At 64.3% G+C, this 25,565-nt stretch carries 24 protein-coding genes and 1 pseudogene; 12 read left to right on the top strand and 13 right to left on the bottom strand.

Annotated features, from left to right (window positions below; all coding sequences use genetic code 11):
- Window positions 1-127: 127 nt before the first annotated feature.
- The gene (locus ACQP1T_RS00890) at window positions 128-730 is read right to left on the bottom strand and encodes a DUF4232 domain-containing protein (RefSeq protein WP_433758040.1); all 603 of its coding nucleotides are present in this window, start codon (window positions 728-730) and stop codon (window positions 128-130) included.
- A 275-nt stretch (window positions 731-1,005) separates the two neighbouring features.
- On the opposite strand from ACQP1T_RS00890, the gene ACQP1T_RS00885 reads away from it, so the two are divergent.
- The 6 genes from ACQP1T_RS00885 (at window position 1,006) to ACQP1T_RS00860 (ending at window position 5,746) form a co-directional block, all read left to right on the top strand.
- Complete coding sequence (locus ACQP1T_RS00885; protein ID WP_433758039.1) at window positions 1,006-1,206, top strand: hypothetical protein; 201 nt, start codon at window positions 1,006-1,008, stop codon at window positions 1,204-1,206.
- 128 nt (window positions 1,207-1,334) lie between these two features.
- The gene (locus ACQP1T_RS00880) at window positions 1,335-1,838 is read left to right on the top strand and encodes a hypothetical protein (RefSeq protein ID WP_433758038.1); all 504 of its coding nucleotides are present in this window, start codon (window positions 1,335-1,337) and stop codon (window positions 1,836-1,838) included.
- A gap of 309 nt (window positions 1,839-2,147) precedes the next feature.
- Window positions 2,148-2,498 carry a hypothetical protein gene (locus tag ACQP1T_RS00875; protein WP_433758037.1) on the top strand — a complete coding sequence of 117 codons (351 nt, stop codon included), beginning with the start codon at window positions 2,148-2,150 and terminating at the stop codon, window positions 2,496-2,498.
- A gap of 105 nt (window positions 2,499-2,603) precedes the next feature.
- On the top strand, window positions 2,604-3,857 hold the full coding sequence (locus ACQP1T_RS00870; protein WP_433758036.1) for an FAD-dependent monooxygenase: 1,254 nt from the start codon (window positions 2,604-2,606) through the stop codon (window positions 3,855-3,857).
- Between the two features lie 362 nt (window positions 3,858-4,219).
- On the top strand, window positions 4,220-4,567 hold the full coding sequence (locus ACQP1T_RS00865) for a hypothetical protein (protein WP_433758035.1): 348 nt from the start codon (window positions 4,220-4,222) through the stop codon (window positions 4,565-4,567).
- A gap of 264 nt (window positions 4,568-4,831) precedes the next feature.
- The gene (locus ACQP1T_RS00860; RefSeq protein ID WP_433758034.1) at window positions 4,832-5,746 is read left to right on the top strand and encodes a D-alanyl-D-alanine carboxypeptidase family protein; all 915 of its coding nucleotides are present in this window, start codon (window positions 4,832-4,834) and stop codon (window positions 5,744-5,746) included.
- A gap of 414 nt (window positions 5,747-6,160) precedes the next feature.
- On the opposite strand, the gene ACQP1T_RS00855 is transcribed toward ACQP1T_RS00860, so the two are convergent.
- The 4 genes from ACQP1T_RS00855 to ACQP1T_RS00840 form a co-directional block, all read right to left on the bottom strand.
- Window positions 6,161-7,942, bottom strand: a complete 1,782-nt coding sequence (locus ACQP1T_RS00855; RefSeq protein WP_433758033.1) for an ABC transporter ATP-binding protein — start codon at window positions 7,940-7,942, stop codon at window positions 6,161-6,163.
- Window positions 7,943-8,161: 219 nt separating this feature from the next.
- Entirely contained in the window at window positions 8,162-9,115 is a 954-nt protein-coding gene (locus tag ACQP1T_RS00850) for an LppP/LprE family lipoprotein (RefSeq protein ID WP_433758032.1), read from the bottom strand.
- A gap of 434 nt (window positions 9,116-9,549) precedes the next feature.
- Window positions 9,550-9,951 (bottom strand): PPOX class F420-dependent oxidoreductase, encoded by a 402-nt coding sequence (locus tag ACQP1T_RS00845; RefSeq protein WP_433758031.1) that lies wholly within the window; start codon window positions 9,949-9,951, stop codon window positions 9,550-9,552.
- Between the two features lie 346 nt (window positions 9,952-10,297).
- Window positions 10,298-10,756 (bottom strand): MarR family winged helix-turn-helix transcriptional regulator, encoded by a 459-nt coding sequence (locus ACQP1T_RS00840; protein WP_433758029.1) that lies wholly within the window; start codon window positions 10,754-10,756, stop codon window positions 10,298-10,300.
- Between the two features lie 61 nt (window positions 10,757-10,817).
- Here ACQP1T_RS00840 and ACQP1T_RS00835 point away from each other — a divergent pair, with 61 nt between their 5' ends.
- Window positions 10,818-11,186 (top strand): VOC family protein, encoded by a 369-nt coding sequence (locus ACQP1T_RS00835; RefSeq protein ID WP_433758028.1) that lies wholly within the window; start codon window positions 10,818-10,820, stop codon window positions 11,184-11,186.
- A gap of 183 nt (window positions 11,187-11,369) precedes the next feature.
- Here ACQP1T_RS00835 and ACQP1T_RS00830 read toward each other — a convergent pair whose 3' ends face one another.
- The 3 genes from ACQP1T_RS00830 to abc-f all read right to left on the bottom strand — a co-directional run bounded on the left by ACQP1T_RS00830 (window position 11,370) and on the right by abc-f (window position 14,221).
- Window positions 11,370-11,714, bottom strand: a complete 345-nt coding sequence (locus ACQP1T_RS00830) for a YrdB family protein (RefSeq protein WP_433758027.1) — start codon at window positions 11,712-11,714, stop codon at window positions 11,370-11,372.
- A 193-nt stretch (window positions 11,715-11,907) separates the two neighbouring features.
- A complete protein-coding gene (locus ACQP1T_RS00825) occupies window positions 11,908-12,555 on the bottom strand; it encodes a CatB-related O-acetyltransferase (RefSeq protein WP_433758026.1) in 648 nt (215 codons plus the stop codon).
- Between the two features lie 58 nt (window positions 12,556-12,613).
- On the bottom strand, window positions 12,614-14,221 hold the full coding sequence (gene abc-f / locus ACQP1T_RS00820) for a ribosomal protection-like ABC-F family protein (protein ID WP_433758025.1): 1,608 nt from the start codon (window positions 14,219-14,221) through the stop codon (window positions 12,614-12,616).
- Window positions 14,222-14,375: 154 nt separating this feature from the next.
- Between abc-f and ACQP1T_RS00815 the strand changes: the two genes are divergently transcribed.
- Complete coding sequence (locus tag ACQP1T_RS00815) at window positions 14,376-15,008, top strand: TetR/AcrR family transcriptional regulator (RefSeq protein ID WP_433758024.1); 633 nt, start codon at window positions 14,376-14,378, stop codon at window positions 15,006-15,008.
- 142 nt (window positions 15,009-15,150) lie between these two features.
- On the opposite strand, the pseudogene ACQP1T_RS00810 reads toward ACQP1T_RS00815, so the two are convergent.
- Both ACQP1T_RS00810 and ACQP1T_RS00805 read right to left on the bottom strand, forming a co-directional pair.
- Window positions 15,151-15,300 (bottom strand): annotated as a pseudogene (locus tag ACQP1T_RS00810) (IS256 family transposase); the annotation flags it as partial.
- 1 nt (window position 15,301) lies between these two features.
- Complete coding sequence (locus ACQP1T_RS00805; RefSeq protein ID WP_433758023.1) at window positions 15,302-15,817, bottom strand: hypothetical protein; 516 nt, start codon at window positions 15,815-15,817, stop codon at window positions 15,302-15,304.
- A gap of 100 nt (window positions 15,818-15,917) precedes the next feature.
- On the opposite strand from ACQP1T_RS00805, the gene ACQP1T_RS00800 reads away from it, so the two are divergent.
- Window positions 15,918-16,388: a MarR family winged helix-turn-helix transcriptional regulator gene (locus tag ACQP1T_RS00800; protein ID WP_433634777.1), complete on the top strand. Its 471-nt coding sequence runs from the start codon at window positions 15,918-15,920 to the stop codon at window positions 16,386-16,388.
- Window positions 16,389-17,040: 652 nt separating this feature from the next.
- Here ACQP1T_RS00800 and ACQP1T_RS00795 read toward each other — a convergent pair.
- From ACQP1T_RS00795 to ACQP1T_RS00785, 3 genes are all read right to left on the bottom strand, one after another.
- Window positions 17,041-17,868 carry a hypothetical protein gene (locus ACQP1T_RS00795; protein WP_433758022.1) on the bottom strand — a complete coding sequence of 276 codons (828 nt, stop codon included), beginning with the start codon at window positions 17,866-17,868 and terminating at the stop codon, window positions 17,041-17,043.
- A 288-nt stretch (window positions 17,869-18,156) separates the two neighbouring features.
- The gene (locus tag ACQP1T_RS00790; RefSeq protein ID WP_433758021.1) at window positions 18,157-18,888 is read right to left on the bottom strand and encodes a MerR family transcriptional regulator; all 732 of its coding nucleotides are present in this window, start codon (window positions 18,886-18,888) and stop codon (window positions 18,157-18,159) included.
- A 40-nt stretch (window positions 18,889-18,928) separates the two neighbouring features.
- A complete protein-coding gene (locus ACQP1T_RS00785; RefSeq protein WP_433758019.1) occupies window positions 18,929-20,308 on the bottom strand; it encodes a serine hydrolase domain-containing protein in 1,380 nt (459 codons plus the stop codon).
- 742 nt (window positions 20,309-21,050) lie between these two features.
- Here ACQP1T_RS00785 and ACQP1T_RS00780 point away from each other — a divergent pair.
- The 3 genes from ACQP1T_RS00780 to ACQP1T_RS00770 all read left to right on the top strand — a co-directional run bounded on the left by ACQP1T_RS00780 (window position 21,051) and on the right by ACQP1T_RS00770 (window position 25,531).
- Entirely contained in the window at window positions 21,051-21,557 is a 507-nt protein-coding gene (locus ACQP1T_RS00780; RefSeq protein ID WP_433758018.1) for a hypothetical protein, read from the top strand.
- 841 nt (window positions 21,558-22,398) lie between these two features.
- On the top strand, window positions 22,399-23,844 hold the full coding sequence (locus ACQP1T_RS00775; protein ID WP_433758017.1) for an ATP-binding protein: 1,446 nt from the start codon (window positions 22,399-22,401) through the stop codon (window positions 23,842-23,844).
- Window positions 23,845-24,673: 829 nt separating this feature from the next.
- Window positions 24,674-25,531, top strand: coding sequence for a hypothetical protein (locus tag ACQP1T_RS00770; RefSeq protein WP_433758016.1), 858 nt, complete (start codon window positions 24,674-24,676; stop codon window positions 25,529-25,531).
- Window positions 25,532-25,565: the final 34 nt, after the last annotated feature.

Here is a 25,565-nt window from a genome sequence, read left to right as displayed (position 1 = left end):
TAGCGGACCGGATCTGGGTGGTTGCTACCGATTCTCCAGGGCGGCGGCCCGTCCCGTCATCGATAGTCCACTTCTCGTGACCGCCTCGTAATCGGTGACGCCGCAACGAAACCCATCGCGGTTCGAGCTACTCGCCGCCGGCACCCGCCACGACGGCGCGAACCCTCAGCTGAGTCGTAGCCACCTGCCCGTTACCGCACGCCGTCGCGGCACGCTCGAGATACAGCGATGCGGTGTTGTCGGGCGGGTAGATCCGCAACCCCGGCACCGCCACCGGCTGACACTGCTCGGGCGGAATGTTGCCCACGTTGACCGCGAACACAAGCGCCGACGCCTGACCGCCGGGAGCCAACTGGACCGGACCCGACGAGGAGCCCTCGCGGGCGGCGGGCGCACCGACGGGCGCGCTATCGGAACCGGTGACATAGGAGACGCCCGGGAAACCTTCGAGTACACACGGACCGGACCCGTTGTTGGTGAACACGATCGGGAAGGCGACAGTTCCGGCAGCCGCGGATTCCGGTCCGAGACCGGCCGCCAGATCCGATGTCCGACATTGCGGTGCAACGGCATCCGAATCGCGCACGGCCGACGACCCTGAAACCACCTGCAGCGCCGGGCCCGCGCTGTTGCTCGTCGGATCCGACGCCGAGGGTTCGGCACCGCAACCGCCGACGGTCGCGGCCGTAACCGCAGTGAGCAGCCACCACGCCATCCGCAATCGCCTCACAACAGCTCACGGTACTCCGCGAGCAGACCGATGTGCAGCGGAAACTGCAATCACCACAACCGGATACGCCACAACCGATCGGCCACCGCCGACGGCGCGAAAAGCCCCCAGGCGCCGGATCCGCACCAGAGCATCCGGCAATCTCACAACAACAGCAACCCGCCTCCGACACGGCCCGACGTCAGTCAGGTCGGCGAGCACCGGGTCACGATTCCAACCTCACCTCGGTTGAGTGATGGCGGTGTAGGGTTCGGCCAGGCGTTGTCCGCCCATGATTGCGCACCGGGGCAGCCGCGATATCGACCACCATCGGGCAGATCTCCGGCGCCTTGAACTACGAACCGGGCCGAACCACCCCTTCGTACAACCCCAGCGACTTCGAGCTGCCCGACAAAGTGACCGTGGACCTGGGCGCCAGCCGGTACGGATACGGCGACAACGTCTGGTGGGAACAAACCATCGGATCCGCCGGCTGACCCGACCGCCTTCGACAACGACGAACGAATAGCAACCATGGCACCGATTCCTGGACCTCTCCCCGCACCGCCGGCCGAGGCGCGTGGGGTTCACACGGCCGGGACGGCGAGAGGAGTGATCCCACCCGATGAGGTACTCATTGCCTGGAATCCGGCAGGTGACGCTGGCCGGTGTCGTCGTCGGCCTCATGGCCGTGACGGTCGGCATGACCGGCTGCAGCAGCGAAACACATGACGGCGACCACCGGTCGGAGCCGACCGAGGCCGCGAAGGACACCGACATCGCCAGGGAGGCTTCCGAATTCGGCGGAATCGTCATTCCGGACAACGCCTCCGTGCTCGGCGCCCGATCCGAGCACGGTCGCGACACGCTCTACCGGATAGCCATATCCACCGATCCGCAGGGCCTTACCCTGCTGCTGGCCGCATCGAAGTTCGCCGTGCCGTTGGCCAAGGTTTTCCGCGTGGCCGAAACCACCGTTGCGGGTCCGCCGCTGGAGACTTCACCGTCGATCCTGCAGGCCGAGGACGTCTACCGACGCCCCGACGGAAAGTCGGTCAACCGGATCGTCATCGTGGACGAACGGGACCCGTCGAGCCGCTTCGTCCACATCCAGCTGTTCGACACCTGATCCGCGGCCTCAGCTCGGGCGTGGATCGGGCAGCCCACTAGCGCGAGGGTCGGTGTGCCACAGTGGGTCTGGGATTTCGACCACACACTCGCTGAGACGGAACTCGACGGATGCCATGGAAGGCCGAGCCAGCGTCGGTGTCGGCGGCAGATGATGGAGTCCTCCGCCACGGAGTGCGTGGGCATCCACGGATCGGGCAACGGTGTGGCAAGCGGCGAAAATTAAAAGATGGTGCCTTGCGGCGACTTCTGGAGTTCGGCGAGAACGCGTAGACTTCCAGCAGGTCGGGACAGCATTTGGAGCCCTATCATGACCGAAAGAAAGAATTCACACACGAAGTTCGCCCGGCTGGCGGCCGCCACCGGTGTAGCCGCAGTTGCCGCGATTCCGTTCGTAGCAGCCGCGACGCAAGCGCCTACCGCGCAAGCAACAACGTCTACGTCTGCAACCCAACTCGTCGACAGCCCCGGTTGGGGCGGCGGCGGCGGTTGGGGTGGCGGAGGCTGGGGTGGCGGCGGTTGGGGTCACGGCGGAGGCTGGGGTTGGGGTGGCGGCGGCGGTTGGGGTCACGGCGGCGGCTGGGGATGGAATCCCGGCTGGTGGAATTGGTGGAACCCCGGCTGGGGCTGGGGTGGCTGGGGAAGCTGGGGAAGCTCCTAGCACCGGTGATCGAGCCCGGACACGCACAGCGTGCCGGGCTCGGTCGCATCGAATACCGATCATGTGCAACCAGGTTCGACCAACCGGGCTGGAGCTGGTGACCAGATGAAGATTGTGTGTATCGGTGGCGGGCCGGCCGGGTTGTACTTCGCGATTTCGATGAAGCGGCGCGATCCGGCCCACGACATCACGGTGATCGACCGCGATCCTCCCGGCTCCACGTATGGCTGGGGCGTTGTGTACTGGGACGACTTGCTCGACATCCTGTATCGGAATGACCCCGACAGCGGCCAGGCGGTCCGTGCCGGGTCGGTCGTATGGCGTGAACAGGCAATCCATTTGCGCGACAACCAGATCGCACATTTCGGGGGCTACGGGTTCAGCATGGGGCGCGCCGCATTGCTCGACGTACTTTCCCGACGGGCGAGCGACCTGGGCGTCGATGTCCAGCACGGGCGAGAGGTCCACGATCTGTCCGCATTCGACGACACCGATCTCATAGTCGCCTCGGACGGCGCGAACAGCCGGGTACGGCAGCTGGGTAATCATCGTTTCGGCACGTCCGTCACTCTCGGCGAGAATCGATATATCTGGCTCGGTACGGACAAGGTCTTCACCCGATTCACCTTCGCCTTCGAACACACCTCGGCCGGTTGGATCTGGTTCCACGCCTACCCGTCGGTTGCCGAAAAAATCAGCACCTGCATCGTTGAATGCCAACCGCAGACCTGGCATGAACTGGGATTCGACTCCATGGACAACCTGGAGAACTTGCGTGTTCTGGAGAACATATTCACGCGCCTTCTCGACGGTCACTCGTTGATCAGCAAGACACGAGGCGAGTTCGCAAGGTGGAGCCGCTTTCCCGAGGTAACCAACACGACCTGGTATCACGACAACGTGGTGCTGCTCGGCGATGCGGCGCACACGACGCACTTCACCATCGGTTCGGGCACCCGGTTGGCAATCATCGACGCTGTGGTGCTCGCACAGAACCTCTACGAGCACGCCGAGGTCGCCGTCGCGCTGGAGAACTACGATGCGCAGCGGCGCGCTGCGCTGCGCCCGATCCAGGCCGCCGCTCGTACCAGCATGATCTGGTTCGAACACGCGGACCGGTATCTCGACCGCAGCGCAGTGCAATTCGCCTATGCGATGGCGGCTCGGCACGGGCTACAGATGCCGTGGCGATATCAGCTGCACCTGCTCACACAGGTACCCACTGTGCGCAAGGTACGGCGGGCCATCGACTCCGGACAGCGGTGGTGGCGGGCTGCCCGCCGGGGCGAACTCGCGATAGCACTGCCCGCACCAAGACGGCCACCCGAACCGATCCCGACCGATCAGTCGATGTCCTGATCCCCGCACAAGCCGGGCACCGGCGTGCCCTGCACCTGCCTCCATGCCGTGCCGACCGGCCGCAACGCATCGGGCGAAATTGCGAGGCCGCTCGGCCGAGTGGCTTTGTCCGCGAACCATGACAGCGTTATTTGCCAATCCTGACGGCATGTCGCCACATCTTTTCATCGAAGATATTCGCTCCGATGATCATTTTGTGATGCCGATAATGTGCGAGTTCGCATGCGGCGCAGTATCGTCGGGCGCGGTGCGCAGTAGTGGCCGCTCGATTGCTGTCAATTCATCAGAGCAGCAAGAGGCAGTCTCCCCCGATGAAGTAGTGGAACCCGGTTGTTCCGAGGTTCGGAAAAGTTAGGAAAACAATGTTCCGTTCTGCCCTGATCAAGACGAGTCGCGTCCTTGCGGTGAGTGCCCTGCCGTTAGCTGCGGCCGTCGTATTCGCGGGTGCGTCTTCCGCCTCCGCGGATCAGGCTGCTGCGGCGGCGGCTCCGGTTGTCGCCCAGCCGATCGCCGGGCTCCCGCTCGAGGACGTCACCACCAACCCCGACGCGCAGTACCCCGATCCAGTGCTGAACGGCGCGGCCGCGGGCGCTGCGATCGGCTCCGCCACCGGTTCCTTCATCGATCCCGTGCCCACCGTTATCGGCGCCCTGATCGGCGGCATCATCGGCTCGGTCAACCCGGGCGTGATCCCCCAGGTGCTGCCCTGATCCCCTAGGCCGGAACCCTTTTCGTCGAGTCCGAGCAGCGCACGCTGCTCGGACTCGACTCGTTCACCGACCCATTCGCTCTCCTTGTGGTGCGGTTCCGCTCGCACTGACGGCGAGTCTTCGAGGGCGACCACACATTGCTGCCCGAGAAGTTCGGGCTCAGCGCATCCCGGATTAGCCGATTGCATGCTGTCGTCGCAGCGGTGCAGTAATTCGACTCAGGAAATCCCACTGGTTGAGGGGTTTGCGCGGCAGAATGCCGCCATGCAGACATTTGCCCGATTGTTGCAGGCTGCCGTCGCCGGGGCGCTGGTCGTGGCCGCCGGTCAGGGCGTCGCGGCCGCTCCCGCCGCGAGCGAGACCCATATTCAGTTGCCTTGGCTGACTTCTGAGCCGGGCGCAGTGCAGGCGTCGGGAGCAGCGCTTGCAGACGGAATCACCGGCACACTGCTGTGGTCGCGCGAGCCGAACACCCCCGTTCCGATAGCCAGCATCGCGAAGGTGATGACGGCACTGGTCGTGATCAACGCGGGCGACCTCGACCGGACAATTACCGTGCCGCAAGAAGTCATCGCCTACAGCAGCGAGTACGACGGAAGCACCGCGGGCCTGGTTCCCGGCGAGGTGCTCACCGCGCGACAGCTCCTATACGCGCTGATGCTGCCGTCCGGCTGCGACGCCGCCTATACCCTTGCCGAGGCCTACGGACCGGGCCAAGAAGGCTTCGTCGCCAAGATGAACGACACCGCGCATCAAATGGGCCTGGCGGGAACACATTTCACCGACCCAAGCGGACTGCCCGCCCCCACCGACTACTCCACCTACTCCACCCCGGCGGACCTGGTGGCCCTCGGCCTGCGCGCGATGAGCCTGCCGGTGTTCCGCGACATCGCCAGCTCACAGAGCTATCACGTGCCCGCCGGGCCGGGCAACCGCGCTCACCTGTGGCACACCACGAACAGGCTGCTGCACGACTATCCCGGCACCATCGGCATCAAAACCGGATCCACCGATGCCGCGGGAACCTGCCTGCTGTTCGAGACGGTCAGGGCAGGAATACCGCTGATCGGTGTGGTCCTGCACAGCTCACCCGACAGCGCCGCCGCCGCGAAGAACGACGCCGAGCGCATGTTGAACTGGGCCTACGACCCGATCCTGAGCGCACTACCGATCGGTTAGCACCGAATACCGCAGGCCGCGGATTCGTCATGTCTGCTGTGTCGGTTTTCAGCCGCTTGTCGTGCGTTTCCAACGGCCTGGCCGCACCGTGAGGTTCGACGGTGCATGGCCGAGTCGCGGGGTCCGGGCAGGACCCCGCGACCAGCTGCGCCGAACCGGACCCGTCAGGCGAGGGCCGCGCTGATCTTGCGCGCCATCGCAGCCACCGCGGGGCTGGGCTCGCCCTTGCCGGACCCTGCTGCGGCTTCGACGGCGCAGAACGTCCTACGCCGCGATCGATCGTTGGCCAGCGGTCGATCTCGCGAACATCTGGCGCGGTGGTCGCCACATAGTGACGACTCGACCCGCACTACCTTGCCGATGTGCGGACGAACCGGACCGAGCTCGGGTGATCGGCCGAGAAGGTCTGCCGGTTCAATGGGCGACCACGTCCTCGCCGAGGAATCCACCCGACTGGTGCCGCCACAGCTGCGCGTATGTTCCTTGCGCGCACAGCAGCTCCTCGTGTGTCCCCTGCTCGACGACTCGCCCATGGTCGAGCACCACCAGCCGGTCCATTCCGGCCACAGTGCTAAGTCGGTGCGCGACGACCAGCGCGGTACGCCCTTCCATCAACTCCCAGAGCGCGTGCTGCACAAGCAATTCGCTTTCCGAGTCGAGGGCGCTGGTGGCCTCGTCCAGGAGCAGGATGGGCGCGTTCCGCAGGATGGCCCTGGCCAGTGCGACCCGCTGGCGCTGGCCGCCGGACAGTTTCACGCCGCGCTCGCCGATGAGTGTTTCCATACCCTGCGGCAGCGCGTCCGCGAACTCGGTGACGTGCGCGGCCTTCGCGGCCCGCAGGATCTCCTCGTCCGTGGCGTCCGGGCGCGCGAACCGGATGTTCTCGCCCAGGGTCCGGTGAAACATGGCCGGATCCTGTGGCACGTAGGCGATCAGACTGCGCAGATCGGCCTGCCGCAGCCGGGCGATGTCCTGCCCGCCGATGCGTATCGTTCCGGATTGGATATCCATCAACCGCAGCAGCAGTTGGGTGATGGTGGTCTTGCCACCACCGGATCGTCCGACCAGGCCTACCTTGGCGCCGCTCGGCACGTGCAGATCCAATCCGTGGAACAGCTGCCGCGCGCCCGCGTGCGTGAAGTTCACGCTCTCGAACCGCAGGTCGAAGCCCTTGGGCCGCAGTGGTTCCGGATGTCTGATATCGAGCACCTTCGGTTCGTCGAGCAGCAGTTCGGTGAACTGCGCCGCCTCGGTGAGCACGGTCTCCAACCGCCGGTAGATCTGGTTGAACCGGAACATGATCCCAGTGGCGTTGAAGTAGTAGGTGAATGCCACCACAATGGCCTCCACCCCCGCGTACCCGCCGCTGAGGCCCAGCGCGATCAGCAGGCCGATCACGTTGGTGAGCACCAGAAGGGGCGCCACCAGCGTATCTATCCGCTGGTTCGCATAATCCCAGGAGCGCAACGACTTTCGCCGCGAGGAGGCGACCCGCCGCCGATGCTCGGCCGCCTCCTGCGGTTCGGCAGCGAAGGCGCGCACCACCTGCATATTGGCCAGGCTGTCGGCGACATGACCGGAAACCTGCGCAATGGCGGCCTCCCGGTCGTCGACGAGCTTCTGGCGGCGCTGGATCAAGGGCATGATGACCAGCGCGGTGACCACGATCATCCCGATCAGCACAACGACCAGCACGGGGTTGTAGCGCCACAACACAACCGAGGCGAACAGCAGTGGCACCAGTGCCGCCAGGATCTCGAAGGCGAGGGTGTCCACGAACTGTTCGAACCGCGTCGCGAAACTGAGCGAGCGCTTCGTCAGCGAACCGGCGAAGTTGTTGTGGAAGAACGCCGCGTCCTTGGCCAGCAGTTCGTCCATAGCGAGTACGTAGAGATGCTCGATACCGTAGGCATCGACTCGATTCAGACAATGAATCCCGATGCGCCACAGCACTTCCGCGAAGAGCAGGGTGCCACCGAAGGCGAAAATATAGGAAGCCAGGGCCCCGAAACTCGTATCCCCGGTTGCCGCGACCCGACCGACCACCATGGCGACGATCAGCGGCGCGACGTACAGGTTGCAGACATTGCCGAGTGCCGGTCCCAACAATGCCGGAATCGTTGTGGCCTTGCGAGAGGCCATTTCCCGGCCATAAAAGCGCAGCACCAGCTTGACCGCCGTCGCGCGTGAACTCATGCTCCCCCCTCGTCTCGAATCGACCGAGCGACAGGTGAGCAATGATCCCGCGCCCAGGCGGTTACGGCCAGCGAATATTCGCCGACCGCGAGCCGGATCCGCTCGCAGAGGCAGTCGGTTACTGCGTGGGTTCGCTACGGACAGACCCTGAAGCGTGCGATCGCGAACATCCGCATATCGCGCTGACCGAACCGGTCGGCGAGTGCGGGTCACCGGAGCTCATCGGCAGATCTTGTCCGCGACATCGACAGGCACGCCGATCTCGGTGCAGCGCAGCGCACTACCGAGGTCCACAGGCCGCCAACCTCCCTCGGCCGCTATGTAGTGGAACAAGACTTGGGCTCGGTTGACAGTATTGTTGTGGGTCCCGGTATGGGCCATCGCCCACTCGCCCGCACAGTCGATTCGATCCTCGAGCTCGATCGGCGTCGCCAACCGCGACTCGATGTCAGTGCCGCGCAACGCTTCGAGCAGAACGACCTTGGTAACCGGGCACACCGGCGGCGAGCTCGCTGAACTCGGATCGGTCACCTCCGTCGGGAAGTCACGGTCCGGAGTCACCGTGCGATCGTCGACGCCCAAGGTGAGTGTGACAATGACCGGCCCGCCCGAGGGACAGTAACTGGCGTCTTTACCTGTCAGCCAACGGTACTGGACCCGGACACTGCGATCGGACGAGCCGACCACCTGTGTATAAGCAGTCGAGTTCTTGGTCGCGGTGCCCAGATAACCCGCGTGGTTGAACAGCATCACCTGCCAGGGTGAGCTAGCGGTGCCGTGCGGAGTCCCGGCGAGCACCCACAGTATGGCGGGGCAGGTGCCGACGGAGGCGTCAGTACCGCTGTCCGCGTAGAACCCGTCGCCGCCGACACCGGCACCGAGTGTGCCGAGCGCGGCCGTGACGACCGCCGACTTCAGATCGACGCATCTGCCGTTTCCGGCAGTGGCAGGAGCATTGTCACCGGCGGGCCGTGTGGCACCTGGTGACTGCTGAGTGCCGGGAGGCTGGGCCGATCCCGGCACGGCAACGGTAGCGGTGGCGGTGGCGGTGGCGGTAGCGGTAGCGGAATTCGATATCGACCCCCCGGATGTCTGCGTCGCCGCGTCGTCCTGACATGCCGTCGCCAGGGTCACCGACGCGACCGCCCCGATAATGGCGATGATCCTCTTCATCGAGTGCCCTTCTCCTCTGTACTACAGAGCACTTCGTGTCTTGGATGAAGATCGTTGCGCCCCTTCTTTCATGGGCACGTCGGCCTGCGTCCTCGTAAACCCCGCCGTCGGCATCACCGAGAACACCTACATTCGGATTCGAGCAAACCGCGTCGACCGTATCCGCCGCAGTGGGCAATCGCGACGCGAGACCTGTTGTAGCTCAGTGCATCCTGCCGGGATACCGCTGACCCAACCGGGCCGAATCACGCGGTGGAAACTTCCGGCGTTGATGCGGTACCGGCCGTCACCAACGCTGCCGCACGATGCGGGTCAACTACAGCCACAGCCAGTGCGGCGCGGTCGCCCATCCGGCCGGTTTCGACATCAGCCGAACAAACGACCGTGCGGCCCCGCGCCGCACAACCCATCGAGGGACCTGCGGACGCGACGACTCAGCTGTTGGGCGTGCGACTGGCGAAATCGAAGGGGCCGCTGTCGATCCCCCAGGAGATGATCCGCTCGGGATGGATCCGAATGATCGAGCGCTCCTGCGGAGGGAACGGCGGCTCCTGGTCGTCCAGCGCCTCGGCCGTGCCGCGCACCTCGATACCGCGAATAACGTACGGCTCCAACGAAACCTGCTGGTCGACGACGAACGACACCCGACTACCCGCCGCGACGTTGCGGTACTTACGGCTGGCCTGCATCCGCATACCACCGATGTCGATGGTGCCGTCAGCATTCACCCGATAGCTGGTCGGGTTGTTCTGCACAACCCCATCGGGCGATACCGTGGCCAGCCGACCGATCCCGGCCTCCGCGAGGAACTGCTGCTCATTCGTAGTGAAAGTCACCGATGAAGGGTAGCGAGCATCAGACGTACCAGGCTGTCCGGGAACGATTCTCAACGCCCTGGACCTCATTTCGCCCACGGCCGACCCCCTGGCACGCGGCCAGAAATCGCCTATCCGAAGGCCGCCTGCGCCACAGCGGAACACCGCATCGGCGCGACGACAGCGCTCGGGACGTGAACGTTCAGGCTCGATCCGGGCCTGATGACCAACACCGATGATTAGGAGGTGCATCCAATTATCAACTGCCGCACCGAGTTCGGTTCAGCAGTAGGTGTTCCGTCGGGAGCACTCGTGCCTGAAGGCCAGTCATATCTCGTCCGGCACGAACCCCAGCCGGTAGCGCGAGTTATGCACCGTCGTTGCCATCGCGCAGGGAATGGATCATGCTCCGCAGGATCCGGACCGCGTCTGACTGCTCGGTCTCAGTCAGGCCGGCCAGCATTCTGACCTCGACGGACCGCACCGCTACGGTCGCCTTCTCGAGGCTCCGTCGTCCGCGCGCCGTGAGCCGCGTGGGAAGAGCCTTCCCGACGGGTGCCTCCGCAGGCCTGGTCACGTAGCCGTCTCGTTCCAGGGCCTGGAGCAGCACGTTCATCGACTGCCGTGTCACGAACGCGCCCCGCGCGAGCTCGGAGTTCGACAAGCCCGGTCGTTGAGCCAGCAGCTCGAGGCAGGAGTAGTGCGTCACGCTCATCCCGAGTGGCCGCAGCACCTCCTCCATGGCTACGCGGAGGACGCTCGACGCCTCTTTCAGCAGGTAGCCCAGTGACGTCTCCAGGTCGACGCCGACACGGTCTTGACTCATGTCAGTATTCTGACATAGATTGCTCCGTGTCAGAAACCTGACACAGACTAAGGAGCATCACATGCCCGTCACCGGCCCCGACTTCATCTCGCTCCAGGCGCGCGACCTGGCTGCTTCGCAGGTGTTTTATGAGCAGTACCTCGGCCTCGTCCGCTCGCAGGCCGGAGCTCCGCACGCCGTCGTCTTCGAGACGAAGCCGATCGCCTTCGCACTCCGCGACGTCGTTCCCGGCACCGATCTGGCATCCGTTGCTCAGCCCGGCATCGGTGCCGCGATCTGGCTCCACGCCACAGACGTCCAGGCCATTCACGATGCTCTCGTCGCCGACGGTCACACCATCGTCTCCGCACCGATCGACGGCCCCTTCGGTCGGACATTCACCTTCGCCGACCCCGACGGCTACCAGGTCACTCTCCATGACCGCGCCTGACAGGCCAAACGCCACCGGACAATCACCGGCCCCCGCAGTTGCGCCCGCGACTCGAGAATCTGGGCGACGTCCGATACCGAGACGGTTTCCTTCTCTCCGTGATCCCAACGCACCCCACGGATTCACCAGTACGGATCTGCGGCAGCACGGCACCTACTGGACTCCGTACATCGCGCGGCGTCGTCACGACGTCAGGTGCCCAAACTTGATCGCCAGCAGATTCGCTACCAGGACGGCGACGAAGACGACCGCGGCCGCTCGATAGCTCACAGCCCACAGTCCGAGCGCGGCGCCGCCGAAAACCACGACCTTGGTGACGACAGCGAGCGGTGGGTTGTCGAATGTCGCATGCGGCGCCGCGAACAGGCCCCAGGCCAGCGCCGCGAGGAGTGGCACGCCCACAGCCAACATGACCTTGACCGGAGTCATAGTGGCGGTCTTCCAGCCCCACAGTCCCAGGGCCCCGAGCGCGACCAACTCCATCCCGAATGCCAGCGTGAGGTTGGCCCATTTCCAGACTTCCTGCATGTCCGTACTCCCATGATCATCGAGAGCATCGCTCTCTAATGAGAGCAGTGTGCACGTCGTGTTCAGCTTCGTCAAGTTACCGCCCGACACCGGCCGTGAGCGTCGGCCAGAGAATGGTCTCGACGCGATCGGGCTCGCCGCCGAACATGCCCCTGGCCCAGACGCGATACCGACGCACCCAAACTCATACCGCCTACGCGGGCGCGGCCTTCTCCAGGTCGTCGATGGTGCCGGACATGATCGTGCGGACGTTCGCATTGACGTGCTCGATCGGCCAGTCCCACCAGGCGAGGGCCAGCAGGCGATCGATGTCGGCCGCGCTGTAGCGGTGGCGGATGAGTGCGGCCGGATTGCCGCCGACGATGCCGTAGTCCGGGACGTCGGCGGTCACCACGGAACCGGCGCCGACGATCGCGCCGTGGCCGATCCGTACGCCGGGCATCACCGTGACGCTGTATCCGATCCAGACATCGTTGCCGACTACGGTGTCACCGCGATTCGGCAGGTCCATGAGCAGGTCGACATGCTGCGACCACGCGCCGCCCATGGCGGGGAACGGGAAGGTCGACGGTCCGTCCATACGGTGGTTGGCGCTGTTCATGATGAATCGCACGCCCGTGGCCAAGGCGCAGAACTTGCCGATGATCAGCTTCTCCGGACCGTAGTGGTATAGGACATTGCGGGTTTCGAAGGTGGTGGGGTCGTCCGGGTCGTCGTAGTAGGAGTACTCGCCGACCTCGATCAGCGGCGAGGTGACCAGGGGTTTCAGCAGTACCACGCGCGGCTGTCCTGGCATCGGATGCAGCACGGTGGGTGCGGTGACCGGGAGCTGTTCGGGCATGCGGAATCCGTTCTGTCAGTGAGTGATAGCGATCGAATGTTGTGGTCGATGATCGAAATCAGGCCGAGGCCAGTGCGCGCATATCGAGCCGGGCACCACGCCAGCGGTCTCGGAGCCGGCGATCGTGGCTGACTACCACCAGCGCACCTCGATAGTCGGCCAGGGCGGCTTCCAACTCCTCGACGAGTCCGGGCGAGAGGTGGTTGGTGGGCTCGTCCAGGAGCAACAGCTCCGATGGTTCACTGACCAGTCGTGCCAGTTCGAGCCGCTGCCGCTGCCCGGTGGACAGATTCTCCACCCGGTTCGTGAGCTGGGCGCGTGTGAACAGACCCAGTGACAGCAGGCGTTCGGTGTGATCGCCGGGCTGCCCCGAACGGCCATGAGCGAAGGCGGACAGCAAGGTCTGACCGGGTACATGGGGACGCGGTTCTTGAGCGAGATAACCGACTCGGCCGCGCCGGATCACCGTGCCGCAGTCGGGCGTGAGCTCATCTGCCAGCACCCGCAACAGAGTGGACTTGCCCGCACCGTTCGGGCCGGTGATCAGCAGCCGTTCTCCCGCGGACACCCGCACACTCGTGGGTGAGAGCCTGCCGTCCACCGCAATATCGGTGACATCCAGGACGACCCCATGCGCGTGTCCAGCCGGGGGAACCGCCTTGAACTGCAACGGTTCCGGCGGTGGCGGTACCGGATCGGCCAGTAACCGCCGCAGGCGTTCCTCGGCATTGCGTACCCGGCCCGCCAGCGACTGCTGCACGCGGCCACCTGCCCGGTCGTAGGCCATCTTGTTGTTGTCCTTCATCGGGCGCCCCGGTGCGACCCGCCGTGCCGTGGTGGCGATGGTTTCGCGCAGCTGGTCGGCCTCGCCCTGCCAGCGCAGATGGGCCTGAGCCCAGCGTTGCCGAGCCGCATCGCGTTCGGCGAGGTAGCCGCTGTATCCGTTGCCGTGGCGCACGACGCATCGACGATCGGAATCCACTTCGAGCAGCGTGGTTGCTACTCGCTCGAGGAAGGTGCGGTCGTGGGAGACGGTGACCGTTGTGCCGCGCCGACTCCGCAGATGGTCCTCCAACCAGGTCAGCGCGTCGTCGTCGAGATGGTTGGTCGGCTCGTCCAGCAGCAGCACCTCGGGTGCGGCGGCGAGCAGGGCTGCCATGCGCAGACGGACCTGTTCCCCGCCGGACAGTCCACCGACCGCTCGATCACGCGGAATCACCCCCAGCCCGAGACCGTGCAGGGCTCGCTCCACGCGGGCATCGGCATCGTAGCCGCCGCGCAGCTCGAAAACCGTTGCCAGTTCGGCATATTCGCCAAGGTGGGACTCGTCGCCGGTAGACATCTCCAGTTCGAGACGGCGCATTCGATCCTCGATCCGGCGCAGCTCGTGCAACGACCGGTCGATGATCTGCTGGACGCTCAGGTGCGCGGGGAGTTGCTCGTCCTGAGCGAGATAGCCGACGCCACCTTCGGCGTGCACGACGATCTCACCCTGATCGGTCTGCTCGCATCCGGCGAACAGGCGCAGCAGCGTGCTCTTACCGGACCCGTTCTCCCCGATGATCCCGGTGCGTTCACCCGCGCCGAGCGAGCAGGTGACCGCATCGAGAACCGTGCGGCCGTTGAAGGACTTGCTGACCGCGAGCGCGGTGATCTGAGTAGGCACGAACTACCTCCGAAGCATTCGAGGACGACACGGTCAGGGGCGACCGCTGAGCCTGGTGAACACTTCGAATGAGCATTGGCGACCTCACTACTGCGACGAATGTTGCGTTAGGATGATCGCACATGATGCCCCGCCGAGCAACCGGATAAGTCCCATGACCCGTGTCACAGAGAGCGCCGCCCCACCGCCGTCACGCCCGCGCCCGGGCGGCCGCACGGCCCGCATTCGCGCCCAGGTCCTCGCGGCCGTCGAGGCGGAACTGACCGAAAACGGCTACGACGCAATGACCGTCGATACGGTCGCTGCCCGCGCGGGCGTGCACCGCACCACCGTGTATCGCCGCTGGCGCGATGTAGGTGGCCTGATCGCCGATGTGTTCGCCGCCGCACGCGATCTGGATTGGCATCCACCCAACACCGGTTCACTGGGCGGTGATCTCGCGGAATTGAACCGCGAGATCCAGGATTCGTTCACCGAGGCATCGTCGATCGCGATGGCGCTGATCGCGGTATCTTTTCGCTCGGAGGACGCGGCGCGAGCACTGCGGCAACTGTGGGAGGATCGCTATACGCAGTGCGAGATCGTCGTGCAGCGTGCGATCGGGCGCGGTGAGATCCCGACCGAAACCGATACGCGCGCACTGCTTGTCGCGGCTACGGCACCGGTGTATCACCAGTTGGTGCTGTTGCGAACTCCGGCCGACGCCGGTTTTCCGGAGCGTGCGGCCGCGGCGGCGGTGCTGGCCGCACAGGCCGGTGCTTTCGAATCGCTGATTGGCGGAAGCTAATACCGTTGGAACGCGCAGCGAATAGAAGGCCCTTGGGCGGTCCGACGCACTGAAACCCCGGTTCCCCGGATCGACATCGGTCCGGCTCCCCAACCACCACTGCCGGTCACCAGCGAAGTCGAAACGCCACGAACCGTATGTGTCAGGCGGCCCCGGTTCCGGTGGTGTCGGCCGTGCAGGTTGACGATACGGGTGTCTCGCCGGGACGTTCGAGCAGTTTGCCCTTGTGACACAGGGCGGCACCGGCGCGGACGAGCGCGCCGAGTTCGGGCGCGTCGACCTTGTGCCAGCGCTCAGTCGGTGGATGTCTTCTGACGCCTCAGGACCAGTGTGAGCCCGATGACGACCAGCACAATCATGAGAACCGCGGTGGCGACGTTGTCGGGCATTCCGAGGAATTCGGGGCGATAGAGGGGATGGCTGTAGACGGGGTCGTCGACGAAGAAATACGAGGTGCCGGGCCAGCAACCCGCGGCGAGCACCGCGATCCAGAAGGCGCCGGCGAGGTAGGCGCCGGTTGCCATGCTGAAGCGATCGGTCGCCGGACGGCCGAGCAGGCATATCAGCGCACCTACTCCCAGACCGATGGCGGCGAAGAAACCCATCGCGGTATGCAGCTTGGCGTGCGGCAGCCAAGCGGGATTGTTCATATGTCTGCTTGCCAGGATCACTCCGTCGAGCAGGACGGGGACGACGATCGTGGCGATGCCGACGACAACCAGCAGCACCCGCCCGACGTGGGGTACCTGGTTGCGTCTCGGTGGATCCGAGCGGATCGGGGCTCGTTCGGTGGTGGTGTGATCGGACATCGGGATCCTCCGAGTTCATGACAGAAGATTATCTCAAACGAGATAGTATCAAGTGAGATATACCTGGTCGAGTGATCGACCGGAGAGGTAGCCTCCCGCCATGCCTATCCGTGACGCGACACCGGACTACGCCATCGGCCCTCTCCTGCAGCGAGCGCACCGGCATGCGGCTGATGCGTTCAACTCGGCGCTCACGGCACTGGACATACAGGGCAGGCATTTCGGAGTGCTGATGACCCTGCAGCGTCTCGGCCCGATGAATCAGACACGGCTGGTAGAACATCTCGGCGCGGACAAGTCCGCTATGGTCCGAATGATCGATGATCTCGAGTCCAGAGGATTCGTCAAACGCTGCGACGACCCTGCCGACCGGCGAGCGGTCGCCGTCACACTGACGGAGTCCGGCACGAAGGCGTTCAAACAGGCGGAAACGATCGCCAGGGCCGCCGCCGACGACCTGCTCGAGGGATTCGATGCCGCTGAGCGCGCGCAATTCAAACGACTGCTGGGAAGATTCGTGAACGTCGCACCCAGTGACGTCGCACCATTGCCCGGCCGCGGACAACAATGAGCATCAGCACTCCAGAATGGGTGCACTCCTTGCAGTGTGGAGGTTAGTCACACGTTCGGTGGAGCGGGTCGGCGCATGTTCTGGAGGACCAACGATGCAACGGCGTGGGATCGACAAGAACACACGCGTTGGTGATCCCACTCATCGAATAGATTCCCGGCGCCGGTTCCCGGAGGGATGCTGTCGTGGCCGCAGTGGACGAGGCCGAGGTGCTGGACTGGTTCGGGGCAGCGGCGGACCCGCTGTCTCTCTTGCCGACCACGACACCGATCACCACACCGAGACCTAGCACCACCACCAGCCCGAGCACACCGGCAACGATCAGACCCGTTCTGCCGCTGCCGGTTCGCGGCGGATACTGTGGCCGCCCGTATCCCGGACCAGGTGGGGCGTATCCGGTAAAGGGCTGCCCCGGGGGCAGGCGGGTACATGCCCGAGTTCGGAATGTCCCAGCCGCCAACTCGCGGATCAGGTTGTCGCACAGCAGGATCGGCGCCGTCCGGCGTCGGCCGATCCTCAGGTCCACGCTGGGAATCGGTCATCCCCATAGCCCTCCGGTTGCGCAACGGGCTCCCCGTCGACCTCAACTCCGACCCGATCGTATTCCAGCCACCATCGGTCGTCCGCACCGTTCCACTCGAGTCGCCGGTCGCTACTTCTCCCGCAGACCGTCCAGCGTCCTGCGGACCTGCGACTTGGCGATCGAATCGAGTTCGTCCCGACGCACCGCGGGAGAGCCCTGCTCACGCACGAGGGAGATCTGCACCCGCACAGAGACATTGCCATCCTGCACACAGACGACATAGGCCATGTCCGCGACGAGGTTTCCTCTGACTTCGGAGTACCAGTAGCCCTGATTGCCGATTCCGGTGACCGCACCGGAAGCCGACTGCGCTTCGGGTGTGGCGACATCGGCGTGCATCCAATGGTCGTAGTAGGGAGGCGCCGTACCGTTGGTGAATTCGGCCTCGACCCTCATACCGGCCTTGTTCATGGGGAACTCGCCAGCGGTCGCGCTGGTGTATCCGACATCGCATTTCAGGCCGCCGCTTCCGTAGATGCTCGGCCGCGTTTCCCTATGCTCGGGAGCACCTTTCGGCGTGGGTGACCACTCGGTCAACGGCGTGGGATCGACAAGATCGCAGGCGTTGGTGACCGCATTCATCGAATAGGTGGCCGTTTTCCCAGTAGCCGAAGCCCCCGTGGACTCACTGCTCCTGCCGCCACGACCGACGACGAAGCCGATCGCCACACCGAGCCCCAGCACCACCACCAGCCCGAGAACACCGGCGATGATGAGAACCGTTCTGCCGCTGCCGGTCGATGCTGGCTGATACGACAGTGTCGGCCCATATCCCTGGCCCGGTCGCCCGTCAGGCATCACCCAGCTGCCTGACGGCGGATCCGGTTGCCGCGCAGCGGGATCGACGCCGCCCGGCACAGGCGGCTGACCGTCAGGTCCGCGCTGGGAATCGGTCATCCCTGTAGCCCTTCGATTCCGCAACGGGCTTCCCCGTCGCCCCGCAACTCAAAGCCGATCGTATTCCCGCCCCCATCGCCACGGGCAGCAACGATCGCTGCCACACCCGACAGTCAGCTTCCTGGACAGAGGATTTCTTACTTCGAGCGTTCGCAGCCGTGGGATCGAGCCGACATCGTCATCGACAACTCCCGATTCGACCATCCACGCATCATCGCTCCGGAACATGCCCACCTCGCCCATTAACCGAGCTCGGCACTGCCGTGGTGTCCTTCGCGTAGAGAAAGGTTATTCAACGGTCGCGCTTTGTGCGATCTGTGTCAGTCGTTCCCAGGCCGGCGATGTGATTCCGATTGATTCGCTCACCAGGCGAACCAGTTTCGGGTCCAACGCCGGGATTGTCCGGCCTGCTCCAGTGGACCTGGCGGTCAGCCACCGCCGGGTGCGGTCGGCGAGGTCGACCAGGCGCGGGTCGTCGGGGGGCCAGTCGAAGGCCGCGTCGTAATCGAGGTAGATGGCCCGGAATTGCGGATCGTCGATGGCGTCGAGCTTGTCGGCGATCCACTCGGACGCCTGCTTCGGGGCGACCGATTGCAACAGAATCCAGATGTCGCGTTCCATCCGCACCGCCCGTTCGCTTACCCCGAGGTGTTGCAGGCGGTCGAGGTACTCGGCAACATCGGTGGACACGAACAGACGGTCACCGCAACCCAATTCGGCGATCTGCTCGCGGGTCCGGCGGATCTCTTCGGCGCGTTCTGCGAGCATGCAGTCGATTTCGGCGATCGCCGCCGCGAACTCCTCGGAGTTCGCGGCCAGTAGCTCCTTGACGCGCGCCAGAGGCACACCCGCCCGTGCCAGTGTCTTGATCTTGACCAGATCGACCGCGTCTTCGGCACTGTAGCGGCGATAGCCGGAGCCGTCGCGCGCCGGCTCCGGGAGCAGCCCGCGCTCGTGGTAGACGCGCACGGCCTTGATCGTCACGCCCGCATACCGTGCGAGCTGCCCGATCGTGATCATGCGCGTCTCCCTTCGCTGAAGCGCCGAGGCGCGTGGCACATCATCGCACCCGGGCGAACAACCGGCCGGCGAGATCGATTCCGGTCACGGCGCCGGATTCGTCACGGGTGAAGAACCCGCCTTGTCCTTGCAGACCGCCGTCGGTGACTATGTACTCGTCCGCGTCGCCGGGCAACAGGCCGAGGACAGCCGGTGGCAGGTCGGGCGGCATTTCGGTGTCCGCGGCGGCTCGGATCTCCGGTTTGATGGCACATCCGATCGTGAACACTGCCCCGTCGGCGTGGAGGGTGAGTCGCATCATCTCGTTCTCGTAGTACCCGGCGATCTCCGCCGCCCGCCCCGCGTCGTAGGGCAGCGGTTCCGGGTCGGGTTCGATTACGCCGAGGTAGTGTTCGAGCACCCAGTTCACCAGTGTCCGGTTGAACGCGAGGCCGGCATCCGGGCCCGCGTTCGATGTCACGGCAACCGCGAAGTTCCGCTCGGGCACGATGAGCAGGTCGGCGAACTGGCCATTGCCCGACCCGCCGTGCCCGATGGTCGCGACACCATCCACTTCACGCAGAAACCAGCAGATGCCGAATGCGTCACCCAAGGTGCTGCCGCGCAGTTCTACGGTTTGTTCTCGCATCCGGTGCAGCAGTCCGGTAGGCAGAATGCGCTCGCCGCCCTCGGTCCGGCCATCGCCGAGATGGAACCGCGCCCAGCGCAGAAGATCGCTCACCGACGTCGCCACACCGCCGCCGGGATTGTTGGCGCGGTTGTCCTTCCACTGCCGGGCCACCGCGAGCACACCGTTCCCATCGACGTTGTGGCCCACCGCGAATCGCCGAGTCATCACGTCGTTGATCGCGTAACAGCTGTGCGCCAGCCCGAGCGGTTCGAACAACAGCGACGTGACGGCCCGCTCGAAGCTCGATCCGGTGACGTTCTCGATGATCCGGCCGGCCAGGTTGAACGCCGCCTGGCTATAGGACGCCCGCGCTCCCGGTTCCGCGATCAACGGCGACTCGCCAAGTTTCGCCGCGTGCCGCGCCAACGCGTCGTCTCCTTCGCCGGTGTCGACGCCGAGCTTCCATTCCAGCCCGGCTGTATGGTTGAGCAGCCGCAATACGGTGATCTCGTCCGCGACCGCATCGCTGGGCGCGAATTCGGGGACATACCGCCGCACTGGCGCGTCCAACTCCACCCGCCCCTCGGCGACCAGCCGCATCAACGCGGTCGCGGTGAACGTCTTGCTCACCGACCCGACCACGAACATCGTGTCCCGGTCCACCGGAAGCGGATTGTCCATACTCGTCACCCCGTGGCACGCGAAGTCTTCTCGACCACCGGCCAACACCCCGACGGCCACACCCGGCAGGCCCAACTTCTCTGCCGTGGCCGCTACGAATTCCGACAGTTGCTGTGCTATCTCGCTCATGCCACCATGCTCGAACCCTGCCCCAGGGGCAAGGTCAAGCCCTCAGCTGAAACTCGCCGACCGCAAGTCCGATCGGATCCGGATTCCACTGCCCCTCGGGGTGTCTAATCACGAATGTTCTCTAGACACCCTCGGCGCTTGCGGCGCAGTGCTTTTGGGCGGTGTGGTCGGGGTTGTCGCAGTATTTTCGCGGTGCGCCCGGTCTGCCGCTGGCCGGGACGGCGGCCTCGCATGTGTCCCCGTTGTCCAACGGGCATCCCGTCGGGGTGCCGGTGGCGATGGTGGGTTGACGGTTTTCAGCATCGTGGAATTCCATTTCATTCCATTCCGACACTGCGGTGATGAAATGAATCCTGGTGGACAGGTGGAGTGCTCGGGGTGTGGCTGGTTCAGGCGATGGTGCGCAGCATCGCGGCGCGGGCGCGGGGGAGCCGCGGTCAGCGGCAGAAGACCGCACAGTGGCCGGATGCTGGATCGGGTCTGGAGGTCGGGTAGGCGTGATCGCATTCGGGCTGAGTCCGACGGACGAACCACCGAGATGGGGTCCTCCAAGCCAGCGGCACCAGGTCACGTCTGCGTGACATTTCCGAGATCATTTCGTAATTTATCGGTGACGCGTCCCCAACGATAGCCAGTAGTCAAGATTATGCCTGGTCAACACCGCAAACGTCCGGTAGGCCGCAAGCGCACTCCGCTAACTGTGGTTGTGGCCACGTGTGGCATCGCTGCCATTGTCGCAGTCGTGCTGTGGGTGGCGAACCCGACCGCTCAGCATGCCGCGGTCCAAGCCGCCCCTGCCGCCGCGCCGTCGACGGCACCGCCGGCACCGGCAGCTGCGGCTGAGCAACTACGACCGTCGACCGAGGAATACATCAAACACCTAGGCGTCCTGTGTTCGACCGAACTCGCCGGCACCCAACCGCATGTGGCACAGGTGGGCCACATGCTCGGAAAGATGTTCGGGATCACCGACATCGGGGGTGCTTTGGGCCGTGGCGGCGACGATCACGGCGCCGGTCTGGCAGTCGATTTGATGACATCTGATTCTGCACACGGCGATGCGATCGCCGAATTCGTGCTGGCCAATCAGCAGCGTTTCGGTGTGACCTACGTGATCTGGCGGCAGCGATACAACGACGGCAACGGCTGGTCGTCCATGGAAGACCGTGGGAGCCCGACCGCAAATCACTACGACCACGTGCACGTATCCTTCGCCGCGAATGCCACTGATGTGGACCTACAGTGCTGACCGCCGCCGCACGCCGACCCAAACGCCACCTATGTTCGTCGGTCCCGTGCGTGGCGTCGGCCGTGCGGGTATGGAAGCCCACGACCGTCGCCAACCCTGGTTCATCAAGTCACGGCGGACTTCACATCCAGATCTCGCTGCTCTCCCGGTTTCACCGCCACCGACCTCAACGGCTTCCGAGGCGTCCGCACACCACAACAGGGCGCGGCGATCGCGATTCACCTCGCGGCCCTGCCCGACGAGGGACCAACCGGCGGATTCTTCGACGACGCCGAAACGGTGCCCTGGTAACGGGCACACCGGTGCGAACCGTTCCCGTTCCCGAAGTCGGCCGCGCATCGCGCGCCGCACCGACGCCCGGTCTCGTCGTAGTAATGGAACGGAACCTGCCGGGCGCAGCGACCGCCAGGTAGGCCGCGTCGTATACCGAGACATTGTGGCGCATCGCCCAGACCGAGACTGCGTGCCCTGTCAAACTCTCGAGCAGATGCTTGTTCCGCTCAGCACGCAACTCTCGTTCCAGCAGGGCACGTAGAAGTGGACTGACCGCGAGTTGCGGCACGTGCGGCGATAGCGTCCAGCACTTCCTCGGGCACGTCCTTGATTTGAATCGCAACGACCATATCTACAGGTGCCCCTGTGCCGACACCGGCTCGTGTACCGCCGTCCGTCTACGTCGTGGATCGACGCCGGATTCGGTCGAGGCATCGCTGGGCGAACTGGGGTTCCCCCAAACAGTCTCACCGAGGCTTGTTGGCGACAGCCACTGGACACGCCGATAATGTAGATTGAATCTACATAGATCGTGTCTACATAGATTTGGATTACCTTAGGGGCTCCGGTGGCAGCATCAGGTTTCGTCGGCCGAAAAACCGAGCTAGGACTTCTGCGAACCCGCTTGCAGCGTGTCGCCGAATCCCGCCGAGGTGTGGCCGTTGCGATCAGAGGGCGGCGACAGGTCGGAAAATCGCGACTGGTTCAGGAGTTCTGCGACGCAGAGCAAGTACCGTATCTGTACTTCACCGCCACGAAGGGTATGCCGGTATCAGAATCGCTGGCGACGTTTCTCGCGGAATTGAAAAGATCGGGGATCGCAGCGAATCCCGAGACCCTCCCTGAGACAATCGGCGGCTGGCCCGACGCCTTCCGGCTGCTGGCCAGCACGCTCGGTGATACGCCGACAACTGTCGTAATCGACGAATTACCTTGGCTGGCAGAACAAGACACGGTTTTCGACGGCGCGTTGCAAACGGCGTGGGACCGGTTGCTGCAGCAACGCCCGGTGTTGCTGCTACTCCTGGGCAGTGACATCCATATGATGGAACGCCTCACCGCCTACGACCGCCCGTTCTACGGGCGAGCAGACAACCTCGTCCTCGATCCGCTCAACCCCGCCGAAGTCGGCCACGCTCTCGGCCTCGACGCCGCGGAGAGCATCGACGCACATTTGATCACCGGCGGGCTGCCAGGCATCTTGCGCAGCTGGCCGCATGGGCTGTCCCCGCTCGAATTCGTGCGACGCGAATGCGACGATCCTGCTGCGCCGCTGTTCGGAGTACCCGAGGCCACTCTCCTCGCCGAGTTCCCCGCACCCGACCAAGCGCGGCGCGTACTCGAAGCGATCGGAAGCGGGGAACGTACCCACGCCACCATCGCGGCTTCGGCGGGCAGCCGCAGTGGCGCATTGCCTTCTGGGACGTTATCGCCTCTGCTTCATCGTCTCTCGGTAGAAAAGCAGGTGCTCTCGGTAGACCAGCCACTGTCGATCAAACCCGGGAAACCGGCACTCTACCGAGTCGCTGACAGCAACCTGCGGCTCTACCTCGCAACCCTGCGCTCGGTTCAGGACCTGGTTCGCCGAGGGCGAGTCGCCGCAGCCTACGAGTTGTTCGCTCGACGCTGGCCCTTCTGGCGCGGCAAAGCCGTCGAACCCCTCGTGCGTGATGCACTCGAACTGACCGCGCTCGCGGGAGCACTGCCCTGGAAAGACATCACCGCGGTCGGCGGCTGGTGGAACCGCGCCTTCAACCCAGAGATAGACCTCATCGGCACCGACCGCTCCCCCGTTGCCAATCGAGTGATCTTCGCCGGATCGATCAAATGGCTCGGCACCCCATTCGACCACCACGATCTAGCCGAACTCACTCGCGGGGCCGCCAGTGTTCCAGGCTTCGTCCCGCACGAAACAGCATTGGTCGCAGTGTCCTTAGCCGATATCGAGCGCACCCTCGCCGACACCATCGACCTGGCATGGAACGCCACTGACGTGCTCTCCGCATGGAGTTGAGAAAGCCACCACAACGTTTGCCAGCAACCTGTCGACCAGATCATTCAACTGTCGACAACTCCTATCATCGACATTCGGGCTACGTTTCATCCGACAAAGGCTGTCCCGCAACGAACCGAAACTTCTTTAGGCGGGGTCCAGACCTGGAAAACCCCACCATGAAATCCCGACACAGGCGCCACCCGGAGGCGCGATGGTGGGGCCCAAGAACCGGTGGTGACCGCCGTGGTGACTCGGCACAAAGTCGAGGCTGCCTGAAGGGTGGATAACCAGGACTTATGCGGGCGGACCAAGGAGGAGTTGAACCTTGGTCCGGCGCTTCACGATTGGCCTGGTCAACAGCCTGAGCTAACCCAAATGTCGGGCCGCAACAGAGCTTTCAGAACTTTTCAGTACGTTACGAGATCCAAAGCTACCACCTGTCTGGTGACATAGTCACCACACCTTTTGCCGCTGCGATCTTCGGAGTGGTGACGCCGTCACCACCAGTACCGGGTGACGGGATGTCTCCCGCACCGGGGCACGGGATTGGTCCCGGACGTTGGGTTCGAGGTCAAAGCGCCCGGTTTCAACTACCGATAAGCCAGGTTGTCGACGGTCAGGGTCGCGCGACCGAAGACGCTTAGTCACCCGAGCCGACTCGAACTTCTGATCCGTAGTCAGATGTGGAGGCTGAACCAGCATGATACTCAGCGGTTTTCGTCCGTCTTCGGCGGTGGAGGTGTCGTCGCCGTTGTCGTCAGATTCGTCGTCAGCGAGCTGAGGTCGCACCCGAACCTTCGCTATCGGTTTCACCGCGAAGACGTTGCGGGTCTGGGATATTGTGCCGATGACAGTCGCTGTGGTCATCAAGGTCAACGACGGTTTTGTGTTCGCATCGGATAGTGCGTCAACAGTCGGAGCAACGGCAGGCCCAGGCGGTGCCCTAGTTGCTCGGAACGTCTACAACAACGCGAACAAGATCTTCAATCTCCGCAAGGGGCTACCCGTTGCCGCGATGACTTGGGGCCTCGGCAACATCGCGCAGGCTTCGATTTCCACACTGACCAAGGATCTTCGAGCACGCTTCAGCGATGAGACTGACGTCTGGTACTTGAAGCCGGACTACAAGATGTCCGAGGTCGCTGACCGGTTCAGAGAGTTCTTCTGGGAGAAGAAATACCAGCCTATGGTGGCGGCGTTGCCAACGCCGCCAGACGACGAGACATGTGAACGAATGCGGCTAGGGCTGCTTGTTGCTGGCTACTCCGCGGATGCGGAGTTTCCGGAGATCTTCCAGCTGGACATGACACCAAAAGGGTGCGGCGACCTCGTGCCTGTGCTCGCAGATGAAGCTGGAGTTGCGGCGTGGGGTCAACCCGAGGCCGTGGCAAGAATCATGAACGGCGTCAGCCTAGCGATGCCAGAAGCTCTGAAGAGCCTCGGCGTACCGGAAGACGAGGCTGTGCCTTACACGCTGGCACTCCAGACGCAGCTCCAAACGCAACTGGTTGTGGCACCCATGCCTATTCAAGATGCGATCGACCTTGCTGAGTTTCTGGTCCAGGTCACGATAGGGTTTGTGCGGTTCAGCCCAGGTCTACCGACTGTGGGCGGTCCCATCGAGATAGCGGCGATCACGCGACACGAACGCTTCGTATGGGTCAAGCGCAAGCACTTCTTCGATCTGACACTCAATCCGCAATGAGTCCTCAGCCACTGCTACAGCTTGGCGAGCATGC

The sequence above is a fragment of the Nocardia sp. CA-135398 genome, from assembly GCF_050955845.1.
Lineage (GTDB): Bacteria > Actinomycetota > Actinomycetes > Mycobacteriales > Mycobacteriaceae > Nocardia.
Note: the sequence above shows the minus strand (reverse complement) of the source record. Positions and strands in the feature narration are given on the sequence as shown.

Coding starts and splice junctions, on each gene's coding strand:
- ACQP1T_RS00835 (WP_433758028.1), top strand. CDS start 10,818: ATGCCCGTCACCGGCCCCGACTTCATCTCGCTCCAGGCGCGCGACCTG.
- ACQP1T_RS00805 (WP_433758023.1), bottom strand. CDS start 15,817: ATGTCCGATCACACCACCACCGAACGAGCCCCGATCCGCTCGGATCCA.
- ACQP1T_RS00795 (WP_433758022.1), bottom strand. CDS start 17,868: ATGACCGATTCCCAGCGCGGACCTGACGGTCAGCCGCCTGTGCCGGGC.
- ACQP1T_RS00840 (WP_433758029.1), bottom strand. CDS start 10,756: ATGAGTCAAGACCGTGTCGGCGTCGACCTGGAGACGTCACTGGGCTAC.
- ACQP1T_RS00850 (WP_433758032.1), bottom strand. CDS start 9,115: ATGAAGAGGATCATCGCCATTATCGGGGCGGTCGCGTCGGTGACCCTG.
- ACQP1T_RS00790 (WP_433758021.1), bottom strand. CDS start 18,888: ATGATCACGATCGGGCAGCTCGCACGGTATGCGGGCGTGACGATCAAG.
- ACQP1T_RS00815 (WP_433758024.1), top strand. CDS start 14,376: ATGACCCGTGTCACAGAGAGCGCCGCCCCACCGCCGTCACGCCCGCGC.
- ACQP1T_RS00880 (WP_433758038.1), top strand. CDS start 1,335: ATGAGGTACTCATTGCCTGGAATCCGGCAGGTGACGCTGGCCGGTGTC.
- ACQP1T_RS00865 (WP_433758035.1), top strand. CDS start 4,220: ATGTTCCGTTCTGCCCTGATCAAGACGAGTCGCGTCCTTGCGGTGAGT.
- ACQP1T_RS00800 (WP_433634777.1), top strand. CDS start 15,918: ATGCCTATCCGTGACGCGACACCGGACTACGCCATCGGCCCTCTCCTG.
- ACQP1T_RS00830 (WP_433758027.1), bottom strand. CDS start 11,714: ATGCAGGAAGTCTGGAAATGGGCCAACCTCACGCTGGCATTCGGGATG.
- ACQP1T_RS00785 (WP_433758019.1), bottom strand. CDS start 20,308: ATGAGCGAGATAGCACAGCAACTGTCGGAATTCGTAGCGGCCACGGCA.
- ACQP1T_RS00870 (WP_433758036.1), top strand. CDS start 2,604: ATGAAGATTGTGTGTATCGGTGGCGGGCCGGCCGGGTTGTACTTCGCG.
- ACQP1T_RS00770 (WP_433758016.1), top strand. CDS start 24,674: ATGACAGTCGCTGTGGTCATCAAGGTCAACGACGGTTTTGTGTTCGCA.
- ACQP1T_RS00875 (WP_433758037.1), top strand. CDS start 2,148: ATGACCGAAAGAAAGAATTCACACACGAAGTTCGCCCGGCTGGCGGCC.
- ACQP1T_RS00860 (WP_433758034.1), top strand. CDS start 4,832: ATGCAGACATTTGCCCGATTGTTGCAGGCTGCCGTCGCCGGGGCGCTG.
- ACQP1T_RS00855 (WP_433758033.1), bottom strand. CDS start 7,942: ATGAGTTCACGCGCGACGGCGGTCAAGCTGGTGCTGCGCTTTTATGGC.
- ACQP1T_RS00825 (WP_433758026.1), bottom strand. CDS start 12,555: ATGCCCGAACAGCTCCCGGTCACCGCACCCACCGTGCTGCATCCGATG.